The organism is Gottfriedia luciferensis, from assembly GCF_002156865.1.
GTDB classification, from domain to species: domain Bacteria; phylum Bacillota; class Bacilli; order Bacillales; family Bacillaceae_G; genus Gottfriedia; species Gottfriedia luciferensis.
In genome coordinates, this window is sequence record NZ_NCTA01000012.1 from 25,031 (window position 1) to 48,014 (window position 22,984).

Sequence of the window (22,984 nt, forward strand, 5' to 3'; positions counted from 1 at the left end):
CAAAAAAAAGCCCCACAAAAAAGGGGACTTTTCTCTTAATTACTTATATTGTGCAACGTTTAAACGGTTCATAGCTTTGTGTAAAGCAAGTTCCGCACGTTTGATATCCGTATCAGGACGTTTTTCTTGTATACGTTTTTCTGCACGTTTTTTTGCTTCTACTGCACGCTCAACGTCGATTTCAGTTGATGCTTCAGCAGATTGAGCCAATATTGTAACGGCTTCAGGTCGAATTTCAATGAATCCGCCACTAACTGCAACGTAGTCTGTTCCAGTTTGTGTTTTTACTTTAACAGGTGCTGTTGCTAACGGTGCCACAGTTGAAATGTGTCCAGGTAAGATACCTAGCTCACCGCTAGTTGCTTTCGTGCTAACGAATTCTGTTTCGCCTTCATAAGCCGGTCCATTAGGAGTGACGATACTGACTTTCATTGTCTTCATAGTGAACTCCTCCTGTCTAGCTTCGTGAGCTAATCAAGTTCATTCAGTTTGAATGATGAACAAGCTTTCGATTAGACAATTATTATACTAATGTTTTTGCTTTTTCTACTACTTCTTCAATGCGTCCAACTAGACGGAATGCATCTTCAGGAAGAGTATCATATTTACCTTCTAAGATCTCTTTGAATCCACGAACAGTTTCTTTAACTGGTACGTAAGAACCTTTTTGTCCTGTGAATTGTTCCGCAACGTGGAAGTTTTGAGATAAGAAGAATTGAATACGACGAGCACGAGCTACGACTAATTTATCTTCTTCTGATAACTCATCCATACCTAAGATTGCGATGATATCTTGAAGTTCTCTATAACGTTGTAAAGTTGATTGAACTTGACGAGCTACTTCATAGTGCTCAGCTCCAACAACTTCTGGGTTTAATGCACGAGATGTAGATGCTAATGGATCTACCGCAGGGTAAATACCCATTTCAGATAAACGACGCTCTAAGTTTGTTGTTGCATCTAAGTGAGCGAACGCTGTAGCTGGAGCTGGATCCGTATAGTCATCGGCAGGAACGTAAATCGCTTGAATCGAAGTTACAGAACCTTTGTTTGTTGATGTGATACGCTCTTGTAATTGACCCATTTCAGTAGCAAGAGTTGGTTGGTAACCTACCGCAGAAGGCATACGACCTAATAGGGCAGAAACCTCAGAACCTGCTTGAGTGAAACGGAAGATGTTATCAATGAAGAATAACACGTCTTGACCTTGCTCATCACGGAAATATTCAGCCATTGTTAAACCAGTTAGGGCAACACGTTGACGTGCTCCAGGTGGTTCGTTCATTTGTCCGAATACCATCGCTGTTTTGTTGATAACGCCAGAGTCTTTCATTTCGTGGTATAAGTCGTTACCTTCACGAGTACGCTCACCTACACCAGCGAATACTGAGATACCGCCGTGCTCTTGTGCGATGTTGTTGATTAATTCTTGAATTAATACAGTTTTACCTACACCCGCACCACCGAATAGACCGATTTTACCACCTTTGATATAAGGAGCTAATAAGTCTACTACTTTGATACCAGTTTCAAGGATTTCTACTTTTGTAGTTAATTCTTCAAATTTAGGTGCTTGACGGTGAATTGGATCACGACGTACGTCTGCTCCAACTTCTTCGTCTAAGTCAATGTTGTCACCTAACACGTTGAATACACGACCTAATGTAGCGTCTCCAACTGGAACCGAGATTGGTTTACCTGTGTTAACTGCTTCCATACCACGTACTAATCCATCAGTTGAAGCCATTGCAACTGTACGAACAGTATCGTCACCTAAGTGAAGAGCAACTTCTAATGTTAAATCAATGTTTACTTCATTAGCGCTTCCTGCTTCTTTACGAACACGTAACGCATTATAGATTTGTGGTAATTGGCCATTTTCGAACTTTACGTCTACTACTGGACCTAATACCTGAGTAATAATACCATTGCTCATCGCTTTTCCTCCTAGCATTGTTTCCTTTAAAGCCGATCAATTTATCTTACTGTTTGAAGGTCGATTAACCTAATGCAGCTGCACCGCCGACAATCTCAGTAATCTCTTGTGTAATTGCTGCTTGACGCGCACGGTTATAGTGAAGAGTAAGCTTGCTGATAACTTCTTTCGCATTATCAGTTGCATTTTTCATCGCTGTCATACGTGAAGCGTGTTCACTAGCTTTAGAATCTAATAATGCACCATAGATTAAGCTTTCCGCATATTGAGGCAGTAAAACTTCTAGGATTTCATCATCAGAAGGTTCAAATTCGTAGTTAGTTGTTGCTTTACCTGTGTCAATGTCTGTTAAAGGTAGAAGCTTTTTCTCAGAAACCTCTTGAGAAATCTTACTTACGAAATGATTATAAGATAAGTATAGCTCATCAAAAATGCCATCAGTGTACATTTGAACTGTACGATTAGCAAACTTTTGAATATCATCGAATGAAGGTTGATCTGGAATTCCAAGTACCTCTTCAACGATTGGATAACCTAAACGCTTAAAGTAATCACGTCCAACTCGACCTAATACAATAATTGCAAACTCATCATTTGATTTGTGACGTTCTTTAATTGTATTTGTTACCGCACGTAATACGTTACTATTAAATGCACCAGCTAAACCACGGTCTGAAGTGATGACAATATAACCAGTCTTTTTTACAGGACGTGTTACAAGCATCGGATGTCTACTGTTTACACCTTTTGCTACGCTACCAACTACCTCTTGCATTTTTTCCATGTAAGGAACAAATTGCTTAGAGTTTTGTTCAGCGCGGTTTAATTTAGCAGCAGAAACCATCTCCATCGCTTTTGTGATTTGGCTTGTCTTTTTTGTTGAATTAATTTTCGTTTTTATATCGCGTAATGATGCCACAGGTTTTCACCACCTTTTGGTAAACAGTTAAATGAAGGACGAGCCTAAAGCCCGTTCCTTCAATTTCAGTTATTTAAATTGCCCTCTTATTTAGAAGCAATAAAGTTCTTTTTAAAGCTTGTGATTGCAGCGTCAAGATCAGCTTCGTTTGGTAATTTACCAGTTGTACGAATAGCATCTAAAAGACCTTTTGCATTAACGTCCATCCAAGCTAACATTTCTTCTTCAAAACGAGTAATGTCTTCAACTGCTACGCTGTCTAAGTGACCACGTGTTAAAGCATAAAGACTAGTAACTTGTTTTTCTACTTTTAAAGGTTTGTGTAAACCTTGTTTTAGAATTTCAACTGTACGAGCACCACGGTTAAGTTTAGCTTGAGTTGCTTTATCTAAGTCAGAACCGAACGCAGCAAATGCCTCAAGCTCACGGTAAGATGCTAAGTCAAGACGTAGCGTACCTGCTACTGATTTCATCGCTTTAATTTGCGCTGAACCACCTACACGTGATACAGAAAGACCTGCGTTGATCGCTGGACGTACGCCAGAGAAGAATAAGTCAGACTGTAAGAAGATTTGTCCGTCAGTAATTGAGATTACGTTTGTTGGAATATAAGCTGAGATATCACCAGCTTGTGTTTCGATGAATGGTAATGCAGTTAATGAACCGCCACCTAACTCATCATTTAACTTAGCTGCACGCTCTAATAAGCGAGAGTGTAAGTAGAATACATCCCCTGGGTAAGCTTCACGACCTGGAGGACGTTTTAATAGTAATGAAAGTTCACGGTAAGCTACCGCTTGTTTTGATAAATCATCGTAAACTACTAATACGTGTTTACCATTGTACATAAACTCTTCACCCATTGTTACACCAGCGAAAGGAGCTAAGTATAACATTGGAGCTGGAGATGAAGCAGGTGCAGTTACAACGATTGTGTAATCTAAAGCGCCGTGCTTACGTAAAGTTTCAACAAGTCCACGAACTGTTGATTCTTTTTGACCGATTGCAACATAGATACAGATCATGTTTTGGTCAGCTTGGTTAAGGATTGTATCGATTGCTACAGATGTTTTACCAGTTTGACGGTCACCGATGATTAACTCACGTTGTCCACGTCCGATTGGTACTAGAGCGTCGATCGCTTTGATACCAGTTTGTAATGGCTCATGTACTGATTTACGTGCCATTACGCCTGGTGCTGGATTTTCGATTGGACGAGTTTTAGTCGTAGCGATTGGACCCATTCCATCAACTGGTTGACCTAATGGATTTACTACGCGACCGATTAATTCTTCACCAACTGGAACTTGCATGATGCGTCCAGTACGACGAACCTCGTCGCCTTCTTTAATTCCTGTGTAAGGACCTAAGATAACGATACCTACGTTATTTTCTTCTAAGTTTTGTGCTAGTCCCATTACGCCATTAGAGAACTCAACTAGCTCTCCTGACATACATTGGTCAAGACCATGAGCACGAGCGATACCGTCACCAACTTGGATAACTGTACCAACATCACTAACTTCTATTTCAGTTTGGTAATTTTCGATTTGCTTTTTAATCAGCGCACTGATTTCTTCAGCTTTGATGCTCATGCATTTCACCCCTATCTACAAACTATTTTGCGATTAATTCACGTTCAATACGAACAAGTTTATTTTTTAAACTGCCATCATAAATACGATTACCAATACGAACTTTGTATCCACCAATTAATGATGAATCAACTTCATTTGTAATGCGTAAAGAATTTTTACCTAATTTTGAAGCAAATAATGCTGCAATTTTCTCTAGCTCTTCATTAGACATTGCCGTTACAGAGTAAACTGTTGCATCCGCAATATTACGAGATTCGTTCGCAATTTGGATGTATTCAGTTACTAAGCTAGGAATGATGTTTAAACGTTGACGATCAACTAATAAACAAACTAGATTTAATACCGTTTCAGAGATTGAAGCAAATGTGTCATTTAAGACAGACTTTTTGCTTTCTTTTGTGATACCAGGATGTTGTAAAAACTTATGTAACTCTAAGTTTTCTACATATTCCTTTTTCACTACTTGTAAGTCGTGTTCAACAGTTTCTACTAAATTTTGTTCTGTTGCTAGTTCAAAAAGAGCGTTTGCGTAGCGTTTTGCAACTAATTCGTTACTCATTTCGCTTCGCCTACTTCTTTAAGATATTGATCAAAAATAGCAGATTGGTCTTCAGATTTCACTTCTTTTTCAAGAACTTTAGAAGCGATTAATACTGATAATGAAGCCACTTGTTGTTGAACTGATTGTACTGCAAGCTCTTTTTCACGAGTAATTTCACGCATAGCGCTTTCTTTCATGTTTTCAGCTTCTGCTTTAGCTGCTGCAACGATTTCTTCACGTTGTACGTCAGCTTGCTTTCTAGCTTTCTCAAGAAGTTCTTGAGCTTCTTTACGAGCTGCAACTAACTCTTGTTTTTGCTCTTCAACTAGTTTCATTGCATCTGCGTTGTTTTTCTCTGCTGAATCTAACTGATTAGCGATGTGATCTTCACGTTGTTTCATAATTCCCATTACTGGTCCTAATGCATACTTACGTAATAATGCAAGTAGAATTACGAAAATTAGTAATTGAAACACAACATCGCCCCAAGGAATACCATGTCCTGCTTCAGCTAATACGAATAATGATCCGTTTAACACATGCCTTCACTCCCTTCAAGGGTTTCATTTAATAATATTTTCTTTATAACATAGCTTAGATCACTGCCGACCTATGCTTTACTTTCAAATGTAAACTTTATAACTAATGTGTTATAAAGCAATGGCGAAGTAAATGTGAACACAAACTTCGCCATTTTTAAACTGCTTGTATAATATTAAGCTTTACCGAATGCCATGAATGCGATTACTACTGCGATGATTGGAAGTGCCTCAACTAATGCAACCCCGATGAACATTAAAGTTTGAAGAGTTGAACGTAATTCTGGTTGACGAGCAACACCTTCTACTGTACGTGATACAATTAAACCGTTACCAATACCTGCACCTAGTGCACCTAAACCTATTGCGATTGCCGCTGCGATTAAAGCCATTTTAAATTTCCTCCTTCTTATACATAAGAAATATATTTTTATTATAATTTTTATCTAACTACTAAATTAAATGAGCCGATTAATGCTCGTCCGCCACTTTATGTGACAGGTAAACCATTGTTAACATTACGAAGATAAACGCTTGGATTGAACCAACGAATACTGAGAATCCTTGCCATACAATCATCGGTATTGCTGCTGCGATAGTCCAGATAATACCTGATCCTGTACTTGTAGCATAAGCGTGTGTACCCATTGTTGCAAGTAAACCTAGTAAGATTTCCCCCGCATAGATGTTTCCGTAAAGTCGAAGACCTAGCGTTAAAGTGTTTGCTAATTCTTCTATGATTTTTAATGGGAATAAGAATGGCATCGGTTGGATGAATGTCTTACCATACGCTCCAATACCGCGCATTTTAATACCATAATAATGTGATAAACAAACTATAAAGATTGCTAATGATAACGTTATAACTGGGTCGGATGTAGGTGATTTCCAAACTGAGTTTCCATCGTATGAGATATCGAATGGAAGACCTAACATATTTGAAACAAATATGTACATAAGTAATGTCACACCTAATGTAAGGAAGCGACCACCAGTTTCCCAATCCATTGTACTGTTGATAATGTTTTTAACGAAATCTACAACCCATTCTAAAAAGTTTTGCTTTCCTGTTGGGCGTAATTGCAGACTTCTTGCGCATGTAACTGCGATGATAAAAACGATTACTGCAGCAATGGTTGTCATCAGAACATTCGTTAACGTAAAATCTAAACCAAGAAATTTAAAACCATAAGTGCCGTGTTCCAATTTATTCACCTCTCTTCCTTGCAAAAGACGTTTGTTGTATTGCAAAATGTATCATAATGACAAGATGACCTGTCATTAATCCCGCGGTTAGTGCCGGTATGTTCACAAAATTTTCATACCGAAGCGCGATGACCATTGCTAAAGCCACCGCTGAAAGACAAATTACAGTACCTAAAGAACGAACTTTTTGTTGCTTTAAAACTCGATCGAAGAAGGTATTTATCTTTCTGTGTAGAATCCATATACAATAAAAGCTAGTTACGGTTCCGAGAATATAACCTGTGAAAATTGTTTTATAATCGGTAAATGCCCAACCTAAAACAGCCAAAGAAATGATGTACAACATATCTCGTGTAAATCGTCTAAATTGATCTTTTTGCATGTAACTAGTCCCCTGGAGTAAATTGCTTAACTAACTTAAGCGTGCCGTAGATTCCAGTAAATAATCCTAATAGTAGGAAAATTATCATAAATACTGGTATTGGCCAATTAAAAAATGAATCAATCCATCTTCCTAAAAAGATACCTATGAGAATAGAACCGACAAGTTGAGCTAGAATGGAAGACATGAGTGCCATTGCTTTAAGAGGATGTTGATTGTTGTTTTTCATACAAAATCCCTCCATGTCAATTTTCATTCCCAAAAAATTGCCAAAAGTCTTATTATCATGGTTTATTCTACAACAATTATTTGCCAAAATCTCTACTAGGTTGAAAACGTTCACAAATTGTTCACAAAACGTTCAAAAATTTTCGACAAGAAAGTGTTTACACTTAATGAAAACCCTTTTAAACATTCATGTTAAGCATACAATATGTTACAAAAATGTGTCAATTACCTAAATTAAAAAACTATTAAAAATTACTTACCAATTTTTAGTCTTCTACGTACACTTTCGCGACATTAACATATGATTCTGTTGCACTTTCATATTGTTTACGTTTATAAAAAATGACAAATTTATAAATTCCATTTTTAGGAAAATCGTTCAATACTAGTTCCTTTTTAATAATTCCTCTCTTACTATTTTTCTGTTCATCAATAATTCCTAGTAGACGAAATGTCTCTGATTCAAATACAGCAATTTTATACACCTCGACCTTACTTGGTAGATACAATTCATATTTGTAATGGTTTTTACCTTTTACTCTTCCAAAATGAAATCCCATTACCGATGGAAAATTCGGTTCTCCTTGTAATAATAAATAAGGCATTCTAAGTGATTCTTTGTCATCCGTGCTAAATGTAATTGCCCCATCATAAAATCCATCTTTTAAATCTTTCGCCTCTACAGTTGCACTTAATTTTACGTTCTTACTCGTATGGGCTGGAATTGAAAAAGGTTTAGGTAATACCCATTGTATTCCAGTTGTTTGTTGATTATTTACTGCCGTCACTTGTTTTGGCTTGTTTGATTTATTGGAAACTTTCACAACAAAATCTTTCTTTACTTGTTGATCTACTTTTCTAGTTACTCCAAAAGATAAAGATGTTGGATATAAAGTTGTTTCTGTATCTAACGCTTCTTCAATATCTAATCTTCCAGCTCCTTGTTCATATGCACGATACATCATTTTATTATTCTTATATAATGGTGTAGCTGTATTTACAAGAACACTTTTTAAATCATCAGTACTCCAATCCGGGTGCAATTGCTTTAATAAGGCAGCTGCTCCAGCTACATGTGGACTTGCCATACTTGTACCTTGTAACGATAAATATCCTCCTGGAATCGTGCTTTTTATTTGTACACCTGGAGCTAATAAATCTGGTTTCATTTGCCAAGTTCCTGTTACTGGCCCTCTAGAACTAAATTCTGCTAACACATCAACCTTTTTCTCATGGCCAGTTTTAGCATCGGTTTTTCTCTTTTCAATCACTTTTTTTATCCATAAGCCTTCTTTCCTAGAAACAGTTGCCGCCGGAATTGAAAATTTCCCTTTAATTTGACCAACGAATCGGCCATTCACATTATTAAATACAATAACAGCTTTCGCTCCAGCTTCTTGCGCATTTTTTACTTTATCAGTAAATGTGATTTTTCCTCTTTCTAACAAAACAATCTTATTCTTTACTCTTTTAAGATCACTTTTTTCACCATATCCTTTAAAGACAAATCGTCCATCTGTCCCTTTCGTCCATTTAACTGAGCCAATCATCGGCGTGATAATTGTTTCTTTATTTTTGACGTGGATAGATGGGAATAATACTGGGGGATAACTTGCACCAACTGTTAGTGCTTTTGATGCTGTAGCTGGTGACCCCACAGTCCATAATCCCGGTCCTGAGTTTCCTGCGGCAGTTATCGCTAGTACTCCTTTTTCAACAGCCTTGTCTAAGGCAATACTAGTTGGCCAATCTGGTCCATTCACATCATTTCCTAGAGATAAATTAATAATATCTACCTTATCCTTTACAGCTCGTTCGATCGCAGCCAATACAGTTTCAGAAGTACCTACTCCGCCAGGTCCTAATGCGCGATAGGCAAAGATTTTCGCTTTAGGAGCTACCCCTTTTCTTTTTCCATTTGCGGCAATTACTCCTGCGACATGTGTCCCGTGAAACGTACTCTTTTCTTCAAGTTTAGTTTCCATTGGGTCTTTATCTAAATCGATTGTGTCGTATCCTCCACCATAATTTGATTTTAAATCAGGATGCCTATAATCCACACCTGTATCAATAACCCCTACTTTAACTCCTTCGCCAGTTATCTTTCTCCCTCTTTGATCCTTGTATAACTGTGCTTCATCCGCCCCAATAAAAGGAATACTGTCCTCTAAATGTGCTCTATATGTAGTAACAAAATGGATATCTTTTACTAATGGCATACTAGCTAATTGTGATAATTCTTCAAGCGAACCAGATACAGAAAAGCCGTAATATGTTTCGGTGTATCTTTGTCTTACAGTAATATTTGGGTAGCGCTCGCCAATATTTTTTAGAGCTTGTGTAATCATTCCTTCTTTCACCGAAATTAGTGCAACTTGTTTTTGTTTCTCATGTGCATTTACTAGATATCCTTTGAATGGAATTAGTAAAAAAACTAGGCAAATAATTATTTTAATAAAGTAATTTTTCATAATTTCTCCTTTATACACACTTTTTCTTTTAGCTTTCTCACTATTCGTTCATTCATGTATAAAAAGGAAATTTTCTCTAGCTCTATGGTTATTTTAAAAATGAAATTAGACTTTTTGGACAAACAAAAAAGACTAACTCTAGATATAGCTCGTTACTAATCTAGACGTTAGTCTTTTTTATCTATTTTTATCATTGATTTTTTAAACCAGTTTGATTGAACAGTTGAAATCTTTTATTTTTTACAAATGATTTAACTTCATGTACGATAAAATACAAAATTGCAACCCCTAGTACTACGATCCATACTTTTAAAATGATTGGATCTTGCCAAATTCCTAAAATCATTAAGAAAGCTGGTAGCGTAACTGTCGTCCAAGATTGAATCATTGCAACAATACCAGTATATCGATCGATTTTTTTACCTAATACGATTCCAGCAAAGAATAGATACCATAAGTATGCCCACATAGCCCATAATAGGCCATTAACCACATCATGGATCATGACTAAATTCACGAAAGTATAAAGAACTGACATAATTGATACCCAAAGTGAGAACCATCCTAGTCCAGTTCCATTAAGACCTTTTAGATTCGTAAAACCTACTAGTAAGTAAGTAACACCGAAGAAGAATATACCCGCTGTATTAAATAATTCCCATTTTCCAGCACCGATGTGCATTAAAAGATAAAAAGGAATTACGATTTGTAATGTACCGACAACCAAATTTAAATATGCTGCACTTTTAGCATTTGCTTTTTTTAATAAAACAAGACTATTTAAAAACAGAGTTGCACCAGATAGTAGTAAACCGATTGATCCCATAGTGAATTGTTAAAAAGATAATCAGTAATATTATCTTTTTAACTCAACCCTCCTTCTTTAAGATTTAAAAAAAATACAAGCGTCTGATCAAAGTCAAACGCTTGAAATATATTATTTTAAAACGATACCTACGATAATTGCTGTTAAAACACTAACTAATGTTGCACCGAATAATAATTTTAATCCGAAACGAGCTACAACATTACCTTGTTTTTCATGTAAACCTTTAACTGCACCTGCGATAATACCAATTGAAGAGAAGTTCGCAAATGATACTAGGAATACTGAAACAATTCCTAAAGTACGACCTGTGAATTCTTTACCGTGCTTCGCTAATTCCATCATTGCAACGAACTCATTTGATACAAGTTTTGTCGCCATAATACTACCTGCATCAACAGCTTCTTTAAATGGTACACCCATAATGAAAGCGAATGGTGCAAATACATATCCTAAAATACCTTGGAATGAGATTCCAAAAATCATATCAAAAATATTGTTGATTCCACCAATTAATGCAACAAAACCAATTAACATAGCAGCAACGATAATCGCTACTTTGAAACCATCTAAAATATACTCACCAAGCATTTCAAAGAATGATTGTTTTTCTTCTTCTTGAACTGCTAAAATATCATCTTCTGCAGAAACAGTGTATGGATTGATAATTGATGAGATAATAAAACCACCAAATAAGTTTAATACAATTGCAGTTACTACGTATTTTGGTTCAACCATTGTCATATATGCACCTACGATTGACATAGATACTGTTGACATCGCTGATGCACAAAGAGTATATAAACGATTTTTCGGTAAATGTCCAAGTTGTTTTTTTACTGAAATGAATACTTCAGATTGTCCTAAAATTGCAGAAGCTACTGCATTATAAGACTCTAATTTACCCATCCCATTGATTTTACTTAAGAATAAACCAATATATTTAATTACGAATGGTAATATTTTTGTAAATTGTAAAATACCAATTAAAGCAGAAATAAATACGATCGGTAATAATACACCTGTGAAGAACGTAAACGCTCCTTTATTCACCATTCCGCCAAATACGAAATCCACACCTTGAGCCGCGTATTCTAATAACTTACCAAATCCATTTGAAATAGCTTTAATTAAAATTAATCCTGCTTCTGAATTTAATAATAAGAACGCTAATGCGATTTGAATAACGACCATGATTAAAATTGGACGATATTTGATATTTTTACGATCACTACTAGCAATGAAAGCTAATCCGAAAACAACTAGCAGTCCAATAAGAGCTATAATGTATTTCATGTTTCTCCTCCGAAAATCCAATAATTTTTTATTATATAAGCGCTTTCAAAACGGACACATCTTTATTTGTTGGATGTCAGACATCCTTTAAAGGTTAGATGTCAGACAAGGATTAAGCTTGTAAATCTTTTGAACTAAATGATCCAGGAAGTAATTCCTTAACAGTTGTTTCAGCGACATCACCTTTTAAGTTTGTTAAGTAAACTTTTGTGTTTTCATCACTAAACTCTGCAATAACTTGTCTACAAGCACCACATGGTGAAATTGGACCTTCAGTATCCCCTACTATTGCAATCGCTTCGATTTTTGCAGAACCATTTCCATTAGCTACTGCACTAAAAATTGCCGTTCTTTCCGCACAATTTGTTAAACCGTAAGAAGCGTTTTCAACATTACATCCAGTGTAGACTTTTTGATTGTTCAATAAAATCGCAGCACCTACTTTAAACTTAGAGTACGGAGCGTATGCGTTTTCACGAACGTTTAAAGCTTCATTGATTAATGATTGTGTATTCATTTATATCACCCTTTAACGAATAGATAGGTAATTCATTTATTAAAGTGTGTGAGTTTTGTCTTCGCCTTACCATATTACCAACGTAAGAGCTAAAGAGCAATAACTCACCCACTTTTTTTTATTTTAAAATTATTTTGAAATTAATAAGCTGTGTTTGCTTCTTCGCCTTGAACAAGTTTTACACCTGAGCTAGTTCCGATTCTGTTTGCACCAGCATTTACTACATTCTCAACGTCTTTTAAGCTACGAACTCCACCAGAAGCTTTTACTCCTACATTTTCGCCAACTGTTTTACGCATTAATGCTACGTCTTCTACAGTTGCTCCACCAGTTGAGAATCCTGTAGATGTTTTTACGAAGTCAGCACCTGCTTTTACTGATAATTCACATGCTCTAACTTTTTCTTCATCAGTTAAAAGGCAAGTTTCAATAATTACTTTAACTAAAGCTTTACCTTTAGCAGCTTCAACTACCGCACGAATATCTCTTTCAACTAATTCATCATTTTTTTCTTTTAATGCAGAAATATTGATAACCATATCAACTTCTCCAGCACCATTTTCAATTGCATTCGTTGTTTCGAATGCTTTTACTTCTGGAGTGTTAGCTCCTAAAGGAAAACCGATAACTGTACAAACCTTTACAGCTGAATCTTTTAATAATTCACTAGCATAAGAAACCCAAGTAGGATTAATACAAACAGATGCAAAATTAAACTCTTTTGCTTCTTCTACTAATTTTGTAATTTCCTCTTTTTTTGCATCAGCGCGTAATAATGTGTGATCTACTAAATTTGCATAATTCATAATTTAGTCTCTCCTTTTTGGTCGTTTATTTTCTGTTTCATTTTTGATATTTATTAAGTTACTTCGAATATGTCTTTACTATAACACCAGCTTGAAATTTTGTAAAACATTATTTGAACTTATGTTCAAGGATATTTTTTCCTATAAAAAAGCATATAAACCGTTAAAATTCCTAACGTTTTATATGCTCAAATTATTTATTCTTTAATGCTCCCTTAATCTTCCACTATTGGCAAATCTAAAAGACGCTTTGCTGTAAATTGGTCGGTTATTAATACATTTGCATATTTACCCATTAAGGCACCGTGAATTGAGTTTGTTTTTCTTTCTCCACCTGCTACCAAAATAGATTTTTCTTTACTCCTTAACTCATCTAGTGCGATACCAATTGTTCGACTATCGATGAATTCCGAATAAATATTTCCATTTTTATCAAAAAAGCGAGAGCAAATATCACCCACTGCATGAGTTTGTAACTCTTTTTCTTCTTTTTCATTTAGGTAACCTACTCTAAATAATAAAGCATCTTTTTTTACAGTTCCTACAGTGAATATCGCAACATTTGATTGTTTTCCTAATTCAATCAATCGACCAATATGGCGATCAGCCTCAACCATTTGTTTCACTTCAGGGTTATCAAAGATAACTGGAAGAGGTAGATACCTTGGTACTGTATTGAATGCTTCAGCAAATAAATTTACTGTCTCAGATGCATAAGTATTCGTTTTAGAGTAACTAACTCCTCCGTTTAACTGAATTACTTCAACACCTTTTACTGCCTTATTACTTAGTTTTGTAGCAATATGATACATTGTTGTTCCCCAAGTCACACCAACAATATCTCCATCATGTACTGTTTCAAACAGCACATCGGCAGCTTTTTTAGTAATTGTTTGTAAGACCTCATTGATATCGTCAATAGGCGAATAACAAACCTCTACCGTTTGTAAATTATATTTTTTCTTTAATTTTCGTGCTAAATCTTGATGATCTTCAAGGGGATCGATAATTTCAATTTTTACATAACCTAATTCTTTTGCTTGTTGAAGTAGTCTAGAAACAGTTGGACGAGAGATTCCTAACTTTGTCGCTATTTCCTGTTGACTAAAATCTGAATCATAATATAGTCTAGCAGCGTCAATTATTAACCTTTGTTTTTCTAATGACATCCCAATAAATCCCCTTTAATTTTCCAATCCTTTATACCGATACAAATTTTTAATTATTATAACCTTTTTAATAAAAAAAAGCTCTCCTAGTTAGGAAAGCTTTTAATATCAAATTACTTCGTACCAAATAAACGATCTCCAGCGTCACCTAAACCAGGAACAATATAACCATGATCGTTTAATTTTTCATCTAATGCAGCTATGTAAATGTCCACATCTGGATGCGCCTTTTGTAATATTTCAACACCTTCTGGAGCTGCAATTAAGCACATAAACTTAATATGTTTCGCACCGCGTGTTTTTAATGAATTAATTGCCTCTACTGCTGATCCACCTGTTGCAAGCATAGGATCGATTACAATGAAATCACGTTCTTCTACATCCGTAGGAAGCTTAACATAATATTCAACCGGTTTTAAAGTTTCAGGATCACGGTATAATCCAACGTGTCCAACTTTAGCAGCAGGAACTAGTTTAAGGAAACCATCAACCATTCCTAAACCTGCACGTAAAATAGGTACAATCCCTAATTTTTTACCTGCAATAACTTTTGCTTTTGCAGTTGATACAGGTGTTTGGATTTCAACTTCTTGTAATGGTAGATCGCGTGTAATTTCGAAAGCCATTAAACCCGCAACTTCATCAACTAGTGCACGAAATTCTTTAGTTCCAGTGTCTTTGCTACGAATTAAAGATACTTTATGCTGAATTAACGGATGATCAAAAACGTATACTTTACTCATTTATATCGCTCCTTGCATATACTTAGTAATTTATGATTCTTAAAAAGAATACCGAAAGCGGTTAAATAATTCAAGTCACATTATTAAATCTGCTTGATTTCTTTCAATACTTTTTAACACTACTATTTATATTTCCTTTTTTTTCTATTTTCATTGTTTATTTGACCAAATTTCTTTTAAATTTTTAGTTACACTCAGATAATCAATTTTTGCCTATATACTAAAATAAGAGAGAACGCGTTCGTCCTCTCTTACTTTTAATTATGAAAAATTAAGATGCATTACTTAATTTATTTGATGCTATTGAATGATTGTTTAAACGTTTTTTTTCAATAAATTTGCGAATATAGTGGTCTAATCCAATACGTCCTGCGTTTGAACCAGCGATAATAATAAAGATACCTAATAATACCATTTGCGGATTTGTACTAGTTGTACCACTAAACATAAATGAAAAGTTCATCATTAACCCAAAGAACATTGCAGTTTTTGTAAAACATCCAAGAATAAGTCCAAGACCAATTGCAAATTCACCAATAGGTACTAAAAAGTTAAATAAATCGATATGTGGAATAGCAAAATGAGTTAAGAAATCTGCCCACCAACCTTGTACTGCTGGATGATCGCCTGTTGAATTTTTAACTGCAAATTGTAAAAATCCTGATGCGTCAAATCCACCAGCAGATAATTTACCCCAGCCTGCATGGATCCATTCATATCCAAGATAAAGTCGAAGAACAGTTAAAACACCAGATGCAATTTTATTAGTTCTTAAAAAATTAATAAACATAATTTTTTGCCTCCGTTAAATTTATTTTATAAATGATTACATAAGTTATTGTACTTTATTTCCATTTATTTTTGTGAATAGTTTCACAAGTTTTAATGAACTTATTGTGACTTTTATCTAACTATTCAGATTATAAAAAAATAGCCATCTAGAATGGGACTCTTCCTCCATTTCGTGTTATTTAACGAAGTGGAGGTGGAGTCCCATTAGATGACTACTTATAAATTAAAAGTTTGGATATAATTCGTATTTACCTGATAATGCGTTAACGCGTTTACGAGATTTTTCTAACACTTCTTCATTTTCATGATTTTTTAAAGTATCTGCAATGATTGATGCAATTTCATCCATATCTTCTAAAGTAAATCCTCTAGAAGTTACAGCTGCTGTTCCGATACGAATACCGCTTGTTACAAATGGGCTTGCTGGATCAAATGGAATTGTGTTTTTGTTACATGTGATTCCAATTTCATCTAATACATGTTCTGCAACTTTTCCAGTTAATTCTAAAGAACGTACATCGATTAGAATAAGGTGATTGTCCGTACCACCAGATACTAGATTTAAACCATTTGATTTTAAGCCTTCAGCTAAACGAGCTGCATTATCGATAATTGCTTGAGCGTAGGTTTTAAAATCTTCTTGTAAAGCTTCGCCAAATGCAACTGCTTTTGCAGCGATTACGTGCATTAAAGGTCCACCTTGGATACCAGGGAAGATTGATTTATCAATTGCTTTCGCAAATTCTTCTTTACATAAAATCATACCGCCACGTGGGCCACGTAAAGTTTTATGTGTAGTTGTTGTTACAAAATCAGCATAAGGAACTGGATTTTGGTGAAGTCCAGATGCTACTAAGCCTGCGATGTGAGCCATATCAACCATTAAATAAGCTCCAACTTCATCTGCAATCTCTCTAAACTTTTTAAAATCGATAGCTCTTGGATATGCACTAGCACCAGCAACGATTAACTTTGGTTTGTGTACTCGCGCTTTTTCTAATACATCTTCATAATTAATTACTTGTGTCTCTTGGTCTACTCCATACTCAACGAAATTATATTGAACTCCACTGAAGTTAACTGGACTTCCGTGAGTTAAATGACCACCATGTGATAAATTCATACCTAATACTGTATCACCATGTTTTAAAATCGTGAAATATACTGCCATATTCGCTTGAGCACCTGAGTGAGGCTGAACGTTTACATGCTCCGCACCAAAAATTTCTTTTGCACGGTCTCTTGCAATGTTTTCAGCAATATCAACATACTCACAACCGCCATAGTATCGTTTACTTGGATATCCTTCAGCATACTTATTTGTTAATACTGAACCTTGGGCTTCCATTACAGCTTCGCTTACAAAGTTTTCAGAAGCAATTAACTCAATTTTCGTACGTTGTCTCCCTAACTCTAACTGAATTGCTTCATACAATGATGGATCTTGCTTTTTTAAATTTTCCACGGCTATATCCCCCTTTTAATAAAACACGAACATTACAAGTATAAATTTTAAATATCATTCGAAAAACGACTGAATTCTTTTCTATTTTATCATGGTTTTATGTAGAAATAAATCATATATCTTACAATTAACAAATATTTGTTCCTATTTTATCTCTTCATCAATTGAATAAATAGCACGTGCTCCGCCAATTAGTTTTGGTCGTGTTTTTGCAACAGTAATATGTGCTTGTCCTACTTGCTTTGTGTTTGTTCTAACAGGGACCGCTACATGTTTTAAATGCATTCCGATTAGTGTATCTCCAATATCAATTCCTGCATCAGCTTTAATATGCTCTACGATTACGGCATTTTCTAAATGTCTATATGCATAAGAAGCTAAAGCACCTCCAGCTGAACGAACTGGAACTACGGTAACCTCGTCTAACCATAAATTTTTCGCTGTGTTTTTTTGAACGACAAGCGCTCTATTTAAATGCTCGCAGCATTGAAATGCTAATTGTACACTCGTTTGGTCTTGGAATGCTTTTATAGCTCTGAATAAAACTTCCGCTACTTCAATTGTCCCAGAAGTTCCTATTCTTTGACCAGTCACTTCACTAGTACTACAACCAATCACTAATACATGGTCGCTAGTAAAATGTACTTCTTCATTTAACTCAGCTAATAATGAGGTGATTTGTTGTTCTACTAAATTTAATTCTTCGTCCATTTCTATCTTCCTCTCACGAAAATCCTAATTGCAGGATCAAGGAGAAAGGCAAAGATCCTAAAATACTTTAGATTATTTTATTGATTTCCTCAAAGTATTTCTCGCCCTTTATTCTTTCCTGTTCTTCCTGCTTTTCCTGCTCCATTAACATTTGCAGAACTTATTATTAAAAAAAACCGATAATCTTAACAATTAGTTTTGGATTAACGGTATTTTTAGTTATTATAATTTATGATTTTTTTCGTAGTCTTTAATTTTGTTTACTCGATTTTCGTGGCGTCCACCTTCGAAATCAGTTGATAACCAGATTTTAGCGATGTCTCTCGCTAAGCCAGGTCCGATTACTCGTTCACCCATCGCAAGCATATTCGTATCATTATGTTCACGAGTTGCTTTTGCACTAAATGTATCATGTACTAAAGCACAACGTATACCTTCTACTTTATTTGCAGCAATTGACATCCCAATTCCTGTTCCACATATTAATATCCCGCGGTCTACTTCACCATTTGCAACCTTTTGTGCAACTGGGAAAGCATAGTCTGGGTAGTCTACTGATGTACCACATTCACATCCAAAGTCTTCATATTGAATGCCCATTTCATCCATTAAATTCATAATTTCTTGACGTATGTTTACTCCACCATGATCAGATGCTATTGCTACTTTCATTCGAAAACCCCCGTTTTACATCTTTAAATATTTATTCCAATTTCTATCTTACACTATTATGTTCAAAATTAGTGAAACTATCAACGTCAATTTCCATATTAAGTTAAACTTCATTTGAGTTTTGAACAATTTTTTTTACCAATTCTTCTAATTCATTTAAAGTACTTTCATAAATCGATAATGATCCACCGTAAGGATCAGAAATATCTTTATCGGTACCATTTATATATTCATAAATTGTATATACTTTATCTTTATATTGTGGAAATTGAGAAATCAACATCTGTTTATGACTTGAAGTCATTGATAAGACGTTAGTAGACCATTGTAATAACTCTTCATTTATTTGCTGTGAGGAATGATTGGATTCAATCCCTTTATTTTTTAAAGCCAATATTGCATTTTTAGAGGCAGAGTCTCCTGGCATCGCAAATACACCTGCAGACTTAACCTGATAAGAATCCTTCCCATGGTGTCTTAATAATGCTTCAGCCATTGGGCTTCGACATGTATTTCCTGTACAAACAAATAGTATATTTTTCATCTTATTTCCTCACCTTCTTTTATCGAAACATTTTATTTAATCTATTCTACTAAAAAATAAAAGGATGGGGCAATTGTCTCCAATTTCACCATCCTACATTTTATTTAAATTTATAACGATCAGGAAAAAAATAATAGTTTGATTCCAAATATCAGTAAAAATGAGCCTCCAAGCAATTCTCCAAATTTGCCGAGTTCTTGTTCTACTCTTCTTCCCAACAATAAACCTGCCCAAGTTAAAATTGTACTTATAATACCAAATAAAAGAATTGTTAACCATGTTTTTGCACCAAATGTTCCTAAGCTTATTCCAACTGAAAAACTATCGACACTTACACTAAATGCAAAAAGTAATAATCCGACCCCTGACGGCGAATACTTATTCTCTTCTTGACCAAATAGAGTTGTATAAATCATATGAAAACCTATGCCTACTAATAAAATACCACCAAGTAGTACGGCATATTTACCAAAATTCTCGGATAATTCGTATCCAATTACCATGCCTAATAAGGGCATAATAACATGAAAAAGCCCAATTACAATTCCGATATTAATGATTTGTCTTAATTTTAGTTGAATTACACCCATTCCTAAACCAACTGAGAATGCATCTAAACCTAACGCAGATCCCATAATTGTTAATGTAATCATTTCATCGATTAATGAGCTACTCATGCTTTCCCTCCTAGGACTTGCTATTAAAAGATATGCACGTCCTACTTACCATATGAGGAAAATTAATAAATTTTAATTTCAAAAAAGGATTTGAAAAAAATAATAGAAGCTCCAATGGGCTTCTATTATTTTCCCTGCTCAATTATCGAATGTCCACAGGCTTTCCACAGACGATTCATGATTGCAATTCCAATTCCTTCGTAGGGGAATGTTTCGCAATAAATTATATCCACATTTTCATCATTGAATTGTCGAATACAATCATATAATGATGCTGCTACAGTTGATAATTCGCTACGTTTTCCACAAGCGAGTACTACGTCAGCTTTATACTGTGTTTTATTTTCTTCTGTTGTTAGTACGCCAATTTTTTTCCCTTGATTTTGGGAATTGTGTATAAGTTTGTGTATAAACTCAATATCACCATTTACGAGATGCATTTGAGCATCTGGTGCATAGTGCTTATACTTCATACCTGGAGATTTTGGTGCTTCATTTTCTTTCATTGTTGATGGATCGACTTCAACTGTTGTTATGACTTCTCTAATCATTTCTGGCGTAATACTACCAGGTCTTAGAATTGTAAATACATCTTGCGAACAGTCAATTACAGTTGACTCTAACCCCACGCCCGTATTACCGCCATCAACAATTCCAACAATTCGTCCATTTAAGTCCTCATATACATGCTTTGCAGAAGTTGGACTTGGCTTTCCTGAAGTATTTGCACTTGGTGCAGCAATCGGTAAATTACATGACTCTATTAATGCTAGAGCAACAGGATGATCAGGCATTCTAACCCCCACTGTTGATAAACCAGCTGTTACAAATTTTGAGACATGTTTCTTACTTTTTAAGATCAGCGTTAAAGGCCCTGGCCAGAATGCATCCATTAGTTTCTTCGCATTTAATGGAATATCTTCAACTAAATCATTTAATTGTTCTTCATTTGCTATATGTACGATTAGTGGATTATCACTCGGTCTTCCTTTAGCCTGAAAAATTCGTTGAACGGCTTCATCTGAAAGAGCATTCGCTCCTAATCCGTAAACCGTTTCTGTAGGAAAGGCCACAACTTGTCCTAACTGTAAATTTTTTGCTGCATCCACAATCTGTGGGTAAACTTTATCTTTATTCACAGGATTATCCACATACCATATTTTTGTTTCCATACGTAGCACCTCTCTTTAGAGTGAATAATAGTGTATATTTTACAAATTTAGACATTATCCTACGAATGAAAAGCAAGTTTTATCCACAAATTGTGGACAAAACTTGCTAATTTGTGGATAACTTTGTGTATAGTTCTTTTTGATATACTAACACTTCTTCATTCTTAATTGTAGTTTGATAATGTTTCATTTCTTTAATACTGTTTGAGACACTTTCTTGTTCAACCTGTTCGAAACCTAATAAAAGGAATAGGTCTTGAACAACATGCTGTCTTGTTAATAAGTAGACTTGGTTAACCATTTCTTCTTTTAGTTTATCAAGAACACTTTGTAAAAAGAGTACCATATGCTGTGAATAAATGGTAGGTGCAACTACTAGCGATCTTAATAACGCTTCACTTCCATCTTGTTCGTAACCAATTACAGCTTGAGCTTTTCCGGCTTCATCTTCCATTATGAAAAATGATTCTTGTTGCTCTTCAAGTCCGATTGTAGAAAGTCCTGCTTGTCCTAAAAACGTAAAGATTGTTTCAAAGTCTTCTTGTAAAGCTGAACGTATTTTCATAAAAAAACCTCCCTAGTATGCTCGTAATACTTTATGCACATAAGGAGACAGGTAGAACTAAAATAATTGTTTAATCATTTGTAGAAAGAAACTCTCAACTTTTATATCATTCTTAGGTTCCTCACCTGGAAGTGCAGACGCTTCAACTGTCGCGTTATCTTGATTCACATTTGTATCATTTTGAACGACTAAGTCATTATTATGTTTTTCGGAAACCTCAACTTTCTTTTTACTTAAATCAGCTGAGTTATTGTCATTTTTAGATTCAATTTTTGTCCCATTTTTAATTTTTGTTTCTTTATCTACCTTTTGTTGAGATTGAAGAGCATCTTTACTTAAAGTTGCATCTCCATTTGAAAAGTCTAGGAAGCATAAAGGTGGGAATAATACACACCACCAGTTAGCGCCTTGACCAGCACCTAGTTTAATTAATACAGCTTCATAATCTCCAGCAGGATATAAGAAACTACCATATAATTTAGTAGGGAATTTAACCTTTTTAGAATAAGTAATTGTAAATGTTTGATTTGATCCTTCTTCTTTAATGACACGTGCTACTGTTTTTTGTAAATCCGGAATATGGCTCTTGATAACTTTTTGTCCCTCTTCGAAGCTTGTTAAATCTTTAACCCAAGTGTTGATTTGTGCATTTACTTCGTCTCTGACTTTTCGTTTAAGCGCTTGATCTTCACTAGAGTCACTATTTGCTAGGATTCTTAATCGTACAGCTTTTTTAGGGATTACTACCATTTCGTTGCCTTTAGCATTTGTATCTCTAAGTGGCATTAATACCGACGAGCTAATTAATAATATGATAAATAAAGAAATAATTTTATATGTTATTTTTGTTTTATTTTTAGTTTTCATTTTCTCTCCACCGTCCCTCTAGGAACAGTGTGGACAAAATAATAAATTCTTAAACACTAGTATTCTATTTTTTTTACTGTTGTAAAAAAAGAATGTTGATTTCCGTTACAGGATGCTCGCTTTCCGTGGGGCGAGAGCTGAGCCTCCTCGGCAAGCCTGCGGGGTCTCACCCTTCTCGCTACTCCCACAGGAGTCTCACACCTTCCACTCCAATCAACGTCTCTTCTATTCTCTACTTTAATTTCTATAAAATCTCTTCCGAAAATAGCTTCTTTAAATTTTCAACAATAAACATTAACATAGCCTAAAAAAAGAAGAGTGGTAATTTCCGCTTCAGGATGC

26 protein-coding genes are annotated in these 22,984 nt (G+C 35.1%); all 26 read right to left on the reverse strand.

Annotated features, from left to right (window positions below; genetic code table 11):
• Window positions 1–39: 39 nt before the first annotated feature.
• The 26 genes from B7R67_RS10610 to spoIIR all read right to left on the reverse strand — a co-directional run bounded on the left by B7R67_RS10610 (window position 40) and on the right by spoIIR (window position 22,642).
• A complete protein-coding gene (locus B7R67_RS10610; RefSeq protein WP_088070209.1) occupies window positions 40–441 on the reverse strand; it encodes a F0F1 ATP synthase subunit epsilon in 402 nt (133 codons plus the stop codon).
• An 82-nt stretch (window positions 442–523) separates the two neighbouring features.
• On the reverse strand, window positions 524–1,936 hold the full coding sequence (gene atpD / locus B7R67_RS10615; RefSeq protein ID WP_088070211.1) for a F0F1 ATP synthase subunit beta: 1,413 nt from the start codon (window positions 1,934–1,936) through the stop codon (window positions 524–526).
• Between the two features lie 64 nt (window positions 1,937–2,000).
• On the reverse strand, window positions 2,001–2,855 hold the full coding sequence (locus tag B7R67_RS10620) for a F0F1 ATP synthase subunit gamma (RefSeq protein WP_088070213.1): 855 nt from the start codon (window positions 2,853–2,855) through the stop codon (window positions 2,001–2,003).
• An 86-nt stretch (window positions 2,856–2,941) separates the two neighbouring features.
• A complete protein-coding gene (atpA, locus tag B7R67_RS10625) occupies window positions 2,942–4,450 on the reverse strand; it encodes a F0F1 ATP synthase subunit alpha (RefSeq protein ID WP_088070215.1) in 1,509 nt (502 codons plus the stop codon).
• Between the two features lie 22 nt (window positions 4,451–4,472).
• A complete protein-coding gene (locus B7R67_RS10630) occupies window positions 4,473–5,012 on the reverse strand; it encodes a F0F1 ATP synthase subunit delta (protein ID WP_088070217.1) in 540 nt (179 codons plus the stop codon).
• Window positions 5,009–5,533: a F0F1 ATP synthase subunit B gene (atpF, locus tag B7R67_RS10635; protein WP_088070219.1), complete on the reverse strand. Its 525-nt coding sequence runs from the start codon at window positions 5,531–5,533 to the stop codon at window positions 5,009–5,011. Before atpF ends, B7R67_RS10630 begins: the two co-directional genes overlap by 4 nt.
• 176 nt (window positions 5,534–5,709) lie before the next feature.
• On the reverse strand, window positions 5,710–5,925 hold the full coding sequence (atpE, locus tag B7R67_RS10640) for a F0F1 ATP synthase subunit C (protein ID WP_025568599.1): 216 nt from the start codon (window positions 5,923–5,925) through the stop codon (window positions 5,710–5,712).
• Window positions 5,926–6,004: 79 nt separating this feature from the next.
• Window positions 6,005–6,739: a F0F1 ATP synthase subunit A gene (atpB, locus tag B7R67_RS10645; RefSeq protein ID WP_088070221.1), complete on the reverse strand. Its 735-nt coding sequence runs from the start codon at window positions 6,737–6,739 to the stop codon at window positions 6,005–6,007.
• A 1-nt stretch (window position 6,740) separates the two neighbouring features.
• Window positions 6,741–7,121: an ATP synthase subunit I gene (locus tag B7R67_RS10650; RefSeq protein WP_088070222.1), complete on the reverse strand. Its 381-nt coding sequence runs from the start codon at window positions 7,119–7,121 to the stop codon at window positions 6,741–6,743.
• 4 nt (window positions 7,122–7,125) lie between these two features.
• Complete coding sequence (locus B7R67_RS10655; RefSeq protein ID WP_088070224.1) at window positions 7,126–7,350, reverse strand: AtpZ/AtpI family protein; 225 nt, start codon at window positions 7,348–7,350, stop codon at window positions 7,126–7,128.
• Between the two features lie 265 nt (window positions 7,351–7,615).
• Complete coding sequence (locus B7R67_RS22750) at window positions 7,616–9,820, reverse strand: S8 family serine peptidase (RefSeq protein ID WP_088070226.1); 2,205 nt, start codon at window positions 9,818–9,820, stop codon at window positions 7,616–7,618.
• Between the two features lie 190 nt (window positions 9,821–10,010).
• Window positions 10,011–10,646 carry an AmiS/UreI family transporter gene (locus tag B7R67_RS10665; protein ID WP_088070228.1) on the reverse strand — a complete coding sequence of 212 codons (636 nt, stop codon included), beginning with the start codon at window positions 10,644–10,646 and terminating at the stop codon, window positions 10,011–10,013.
• A gap of 111 nt (window positions 10,647–10,757) precedes the next feature.
• Window positions 10,758–11,942: a NupC/NupG family nucleoside CNT transporter gene (locus tag B7R67_RS10670; protein ID WP_088070229.1), complete on the reverse strand. Its 1,185-nt coding sequence runs from the start codon at window positions 11,940–11,942 to the stop codon at window positions 10,758–10,760.
• A gap of 112 nt (window positions 11,943–12,054) precedes the next feature.
• Window positions 12,055–12,459 carry a cytidine deaminase gene (locus B7R67_RS10675; RefSeq protein ID WP_088070231.1) on the reverse strand — a complete coding sequence of 135 codons (405 nt, stop codon included), beginning with the start codon at window positions 12,457–12,459 and terminating at the stop codon, window positions 12,055–12,057.
• A 140-nt stretch (window positions 12,460–12,599) separates the two neighbouring features.
• On the reverse strand, window positions 12,600–13,265 hold the full coding sequence (gene deoC, locus B7R67_RS10680; protein WP_088070233.1) for a deoxyribose-phosphate aldolase: 666 nt from the start codon (window positions 13,263–13,265) through the stop codon (window positions 12,600–12,602).
• Between the two features lie 215 nt (window positions 13,266–13,480).
• Window positions 13,481–14,434, reverse strand: coding sequence for a sugar-binding transcriptional regulator (locus tag B7R67_RS10685; RefSeq protein WP_088070235.1), 954 nt, complete (start codon window positions 14,432–14,434; stop codon window positions 13,481–13,483).
• 113 nt (window positions 14,435–14,547) lie between these two features.
• Window positions 14,548–15,177: a uracil phosphoribosyltransferase gene (gene upp / locus B7R67_RS10690; protein ID WP_088070237.1), complete on the reverse strand. Its 630-nt coding sequence runs from the start codon at window positions 15,175–15,177 to the stop codon at window positions 14,548–14,550.
• 271 nt (window positions 15,178–15,448) lie between these two features.
• Complete coding sequence (locus tag B7R67_RS10695) at window positions 15,449–15,967, reverse strand: DoxX family protein (protein ID WP_088070239.1); 519 nt, start codon at window positions 15,965–15,967, stop codon at window positions 15,449–15,451.
• A gap of 225 nt (window positions 15,968–16,192) precedes the next feature.
• Complete coding sequence (gene glyA, locus B7R67_RS10700; RefSeq protein ID WP_088070241.1) at window positions 16,193–17,434, reverse strand: serine hydroxymethyltransferase; 1,242 nt, start codon at window positions 17,432–17,434, stop codon at window positions 16,193–16,195.
• A gap of 144 nt (window positions 17,435–17,578) precedes the next feature.
• Complete coding sequence (locus B7R67_RS10705) at window positions 17,579–18,145, reverse strand: TIGR01440 family protein (protein WP_088070243.1); 567 nt, start codon at window positions 18,143–18,145, stop codon at window positions 17,579–17,581.
• Window positions 18,146–18,367: 222 nt separating this feature from the next.
• Window positions 18,368–18,817 (reverse strand): ribose 5-phosphate isomerase B, encoded by a 450-nt coding sequence (gene rpiB, locus B7R67_RS10710; RefSeq protein ID WP_088070244.1) that lies wholly within the window; start codon window positions 18,815–18,817, stop codon window positions 18,368–18,370.
• Window positions 18,818–18,920: 103 nt separating this feature from the next.
• Window positions 18,921–19,361 (reverse strand): low molecular weight protein arginine phosphatase, encoded by a 441-nt coding sequence (locus tag B7R67_RS10715; protein ID WP_088070246.1) that lies wholly within the window; start codon window positions 19,359–19,361, stop codon window positions 18,921–18,923.
• A 119-nt stretch (window positions 19,362–19,480) separates the two neighbouring features.
• Entirely contained in the window at window positions 19,481–20,038 is a 558-nt protein-coding gene (locus tag B7R67_RS10720) for a manganese efflux pump MntP (protein WP_088070248.1), read from the reverse strand.
• Window positions 20,039–20,163: 125 nt separating this feature from the next.
• Window positions 20,164–21,210, reverse strand: coding sequence for an L-threonylcarbamoyladenylate synthase (locus tag B7R67_RS10725; protein ID WP_088070251.1), 1,047 nt, complete (start codon window positions 21,208–21,210; stop codon window positions 20,164–20,166).
• Window positions 21,211–21,316: 106 nt separating this feature from the next.
• Window positions 21,317–21,775 (reverse strand): GNAT family N-acetyltransferase, encoded by a 459-nt coding sequence (locus tag B7R67_RS10730; protein WP_088070253.1) that lies wholly within the window; start codon window positions 21,773–21,775, stop codon window positions 21,317–21,319.
• 57 nt (window positions 21,776–21,832) lie between these two features.
• The gene (gene spoIIR / locus B7R67_RS10735) at window positions 21,833–22,642 is read right to left on the reverse strand and encodes a stage II sporulation protein R (RefSeq protein ID WP_088070255.1); all 810 of its coding nucleotides are present in this window, start codon (window positions 22,640–22,642) and stop codon (window positions 21,833–21,835) included.
• Between the last annotated feature and the right edge of the window lie 342 nt (window positions 22,643–22,984).

Excerpts from the sequence above, each read along its gene's own strand:
- B7R67_RS10715 (WP_088070246.1), bottom strand. The coding sequence starts at position 19,361 with ATGAAAAATATACTATTTGTTTGTACAGGAAATACATGTCGAAGCCCA.
- deoC (WP_088070233.1), bottom strand. The coding sequence starts at position 13,265 with ATGAATTATGCAAATTTAGTAGATCACACATTATTACGCGCTGATGCA.
- atpA (WP_088070215.1), bottom strand. The coding sequence starts at position 4,450 with ATGAGCATCAAAGCTGAAGAAATCAGTGCGCTGATTAAAAAGCAAATC.
- B7R67_RS10655 (WP_088070224.1), bottom strand. The coding sequence starts at position 7,350 with ATGAAAAACAACAATCAACATCCTCTTAAAGCAATGGCACTCATGTCT.
- atpD (WP_088070211.1), bottom strand. The coding sequence starts at position 1,936 with ATGAGCAATGGTATTATTACTCAGGTATTAGGTCCAGTAGTAGACGTA.
- B7R67_RS10670 (WP_088070229.1), bottom strand. The coding sequence starts at position 11,942 with ATGAAATACATTATAGCTCTTATTGGACTGCTAGTTGTTTTCGGATTA.
- B7R67_RS10610 (WP_088070209.1), bottom strand. The coding sequence starts at position 441 with ATGAAGACAATGAAAGTCAGTATCGTCACTCCTAATGGACCGGCTTAT.
- B7R67_RS10705 (WP_088070243.1), bottom strand. The coding sequence starts at position 18,145 with ATGGACGAAGAATTAAATTTAGTAGAACAACAAATCACCTCATTATTA.
- rpiB (WP_088070244.1), bottom strand. The coding sequence starts at position 18,817 with ATGAAAGTAGCAATAGCATCTGATCATGGTGGAGTAAACATACGTCAA.
- B7R67_RS10725 (WP_088070251.1), bottom strand. The coding sequence starts at position 21,210 with ATGGAAACAAAAATATGGTATGTGGATAATCCTGTGAATAAAGATAAA.
- B7R67_RS10695 (WP_088070239.1), bottom strand. The coding sequence starts at position 15,967 with ATGTTTATTAATTTTTTAAGAACTAATAAAATTGCATCTGGTGTTTTA.
- B7R67_RS10720 (WP_088070248.1), bottom strand. The coding sequence starts at position 20,038 with ATGAGTAGCTCATTAATCGATGAAATGATTACATTAACAATTATGGGA.
- spoIIR (WP_088070255.1), bottom strand. The coding sequence starts at position 22,642 with ATGAAAACTAAAAATAAAACAAAAATAACATATAAAATTATTTCTTTA.
- B7R67_RS10630 (WP_088070217.1), bottom strand. The coding sequence starts at position 5,012 with ATGAGTAACGAATTAGTTGCAAAACGCTACGCAAACGCTCTTTTTGAA.
- B7R67_RS10665 (WP_088070228.1), bottom strand. The coding sequence starts at position 10,646 with ATGGGATCAATCGGTTTACTACTATCTGGTGCAACTCTGTTTTTAAAT.
- upp (WP_088070237.1), bottom strand. The coding sequence starts at position 15,177 with ATGAGTAAAGTATACGTTTTTGATCATCCGTTAATTCAGCATAAAGTA.
- B7R67_RS10675 (WP_088070231.1), bottom strand. The coding sequence starts at position 12,459 with ATGAATACACAATCATTAATCAATGAAGCTTTAAACGTTCGTGAAAAC.
- B7R67_RS10650 (WP_088070222.1), bottom strand. The coding sequence starts at position 7,121 with ATGCAAAAAGATCAATTTAGACGATTTACACGAGATATGTTGTACATC.
- B7R67_RS22750 (WP_088070226.1), bottom strand. The coding sequence starts at position 9,820 with ATGAAAAATTACTTTATTAAAATAATTATTTGCCTAGTTTTTTTACTA.
- B7R67_RS10730 (WP_088070253.1), bottom strand. The coding sequence starts at position 21,775 with ATGAAAATACGTTCAGCTTTACAAGAAGACTTTGAAACAATCTTTACG.
- B7R67_RS10685 (WP_088070235.1), bottom strand. The coding sequence starts at position 14,434 with ATGTCATTAGAAAAACAAAGGTTAATAATTGACGCTGCTAGACTATAT.
- atpE (WP_025568599.1), bottom strand. The coding sequence starts at position 5,925 with ATGGCTTTAATCGCAGCGGCAATCGCAATAGGTTTAGGTGCACTAGGT.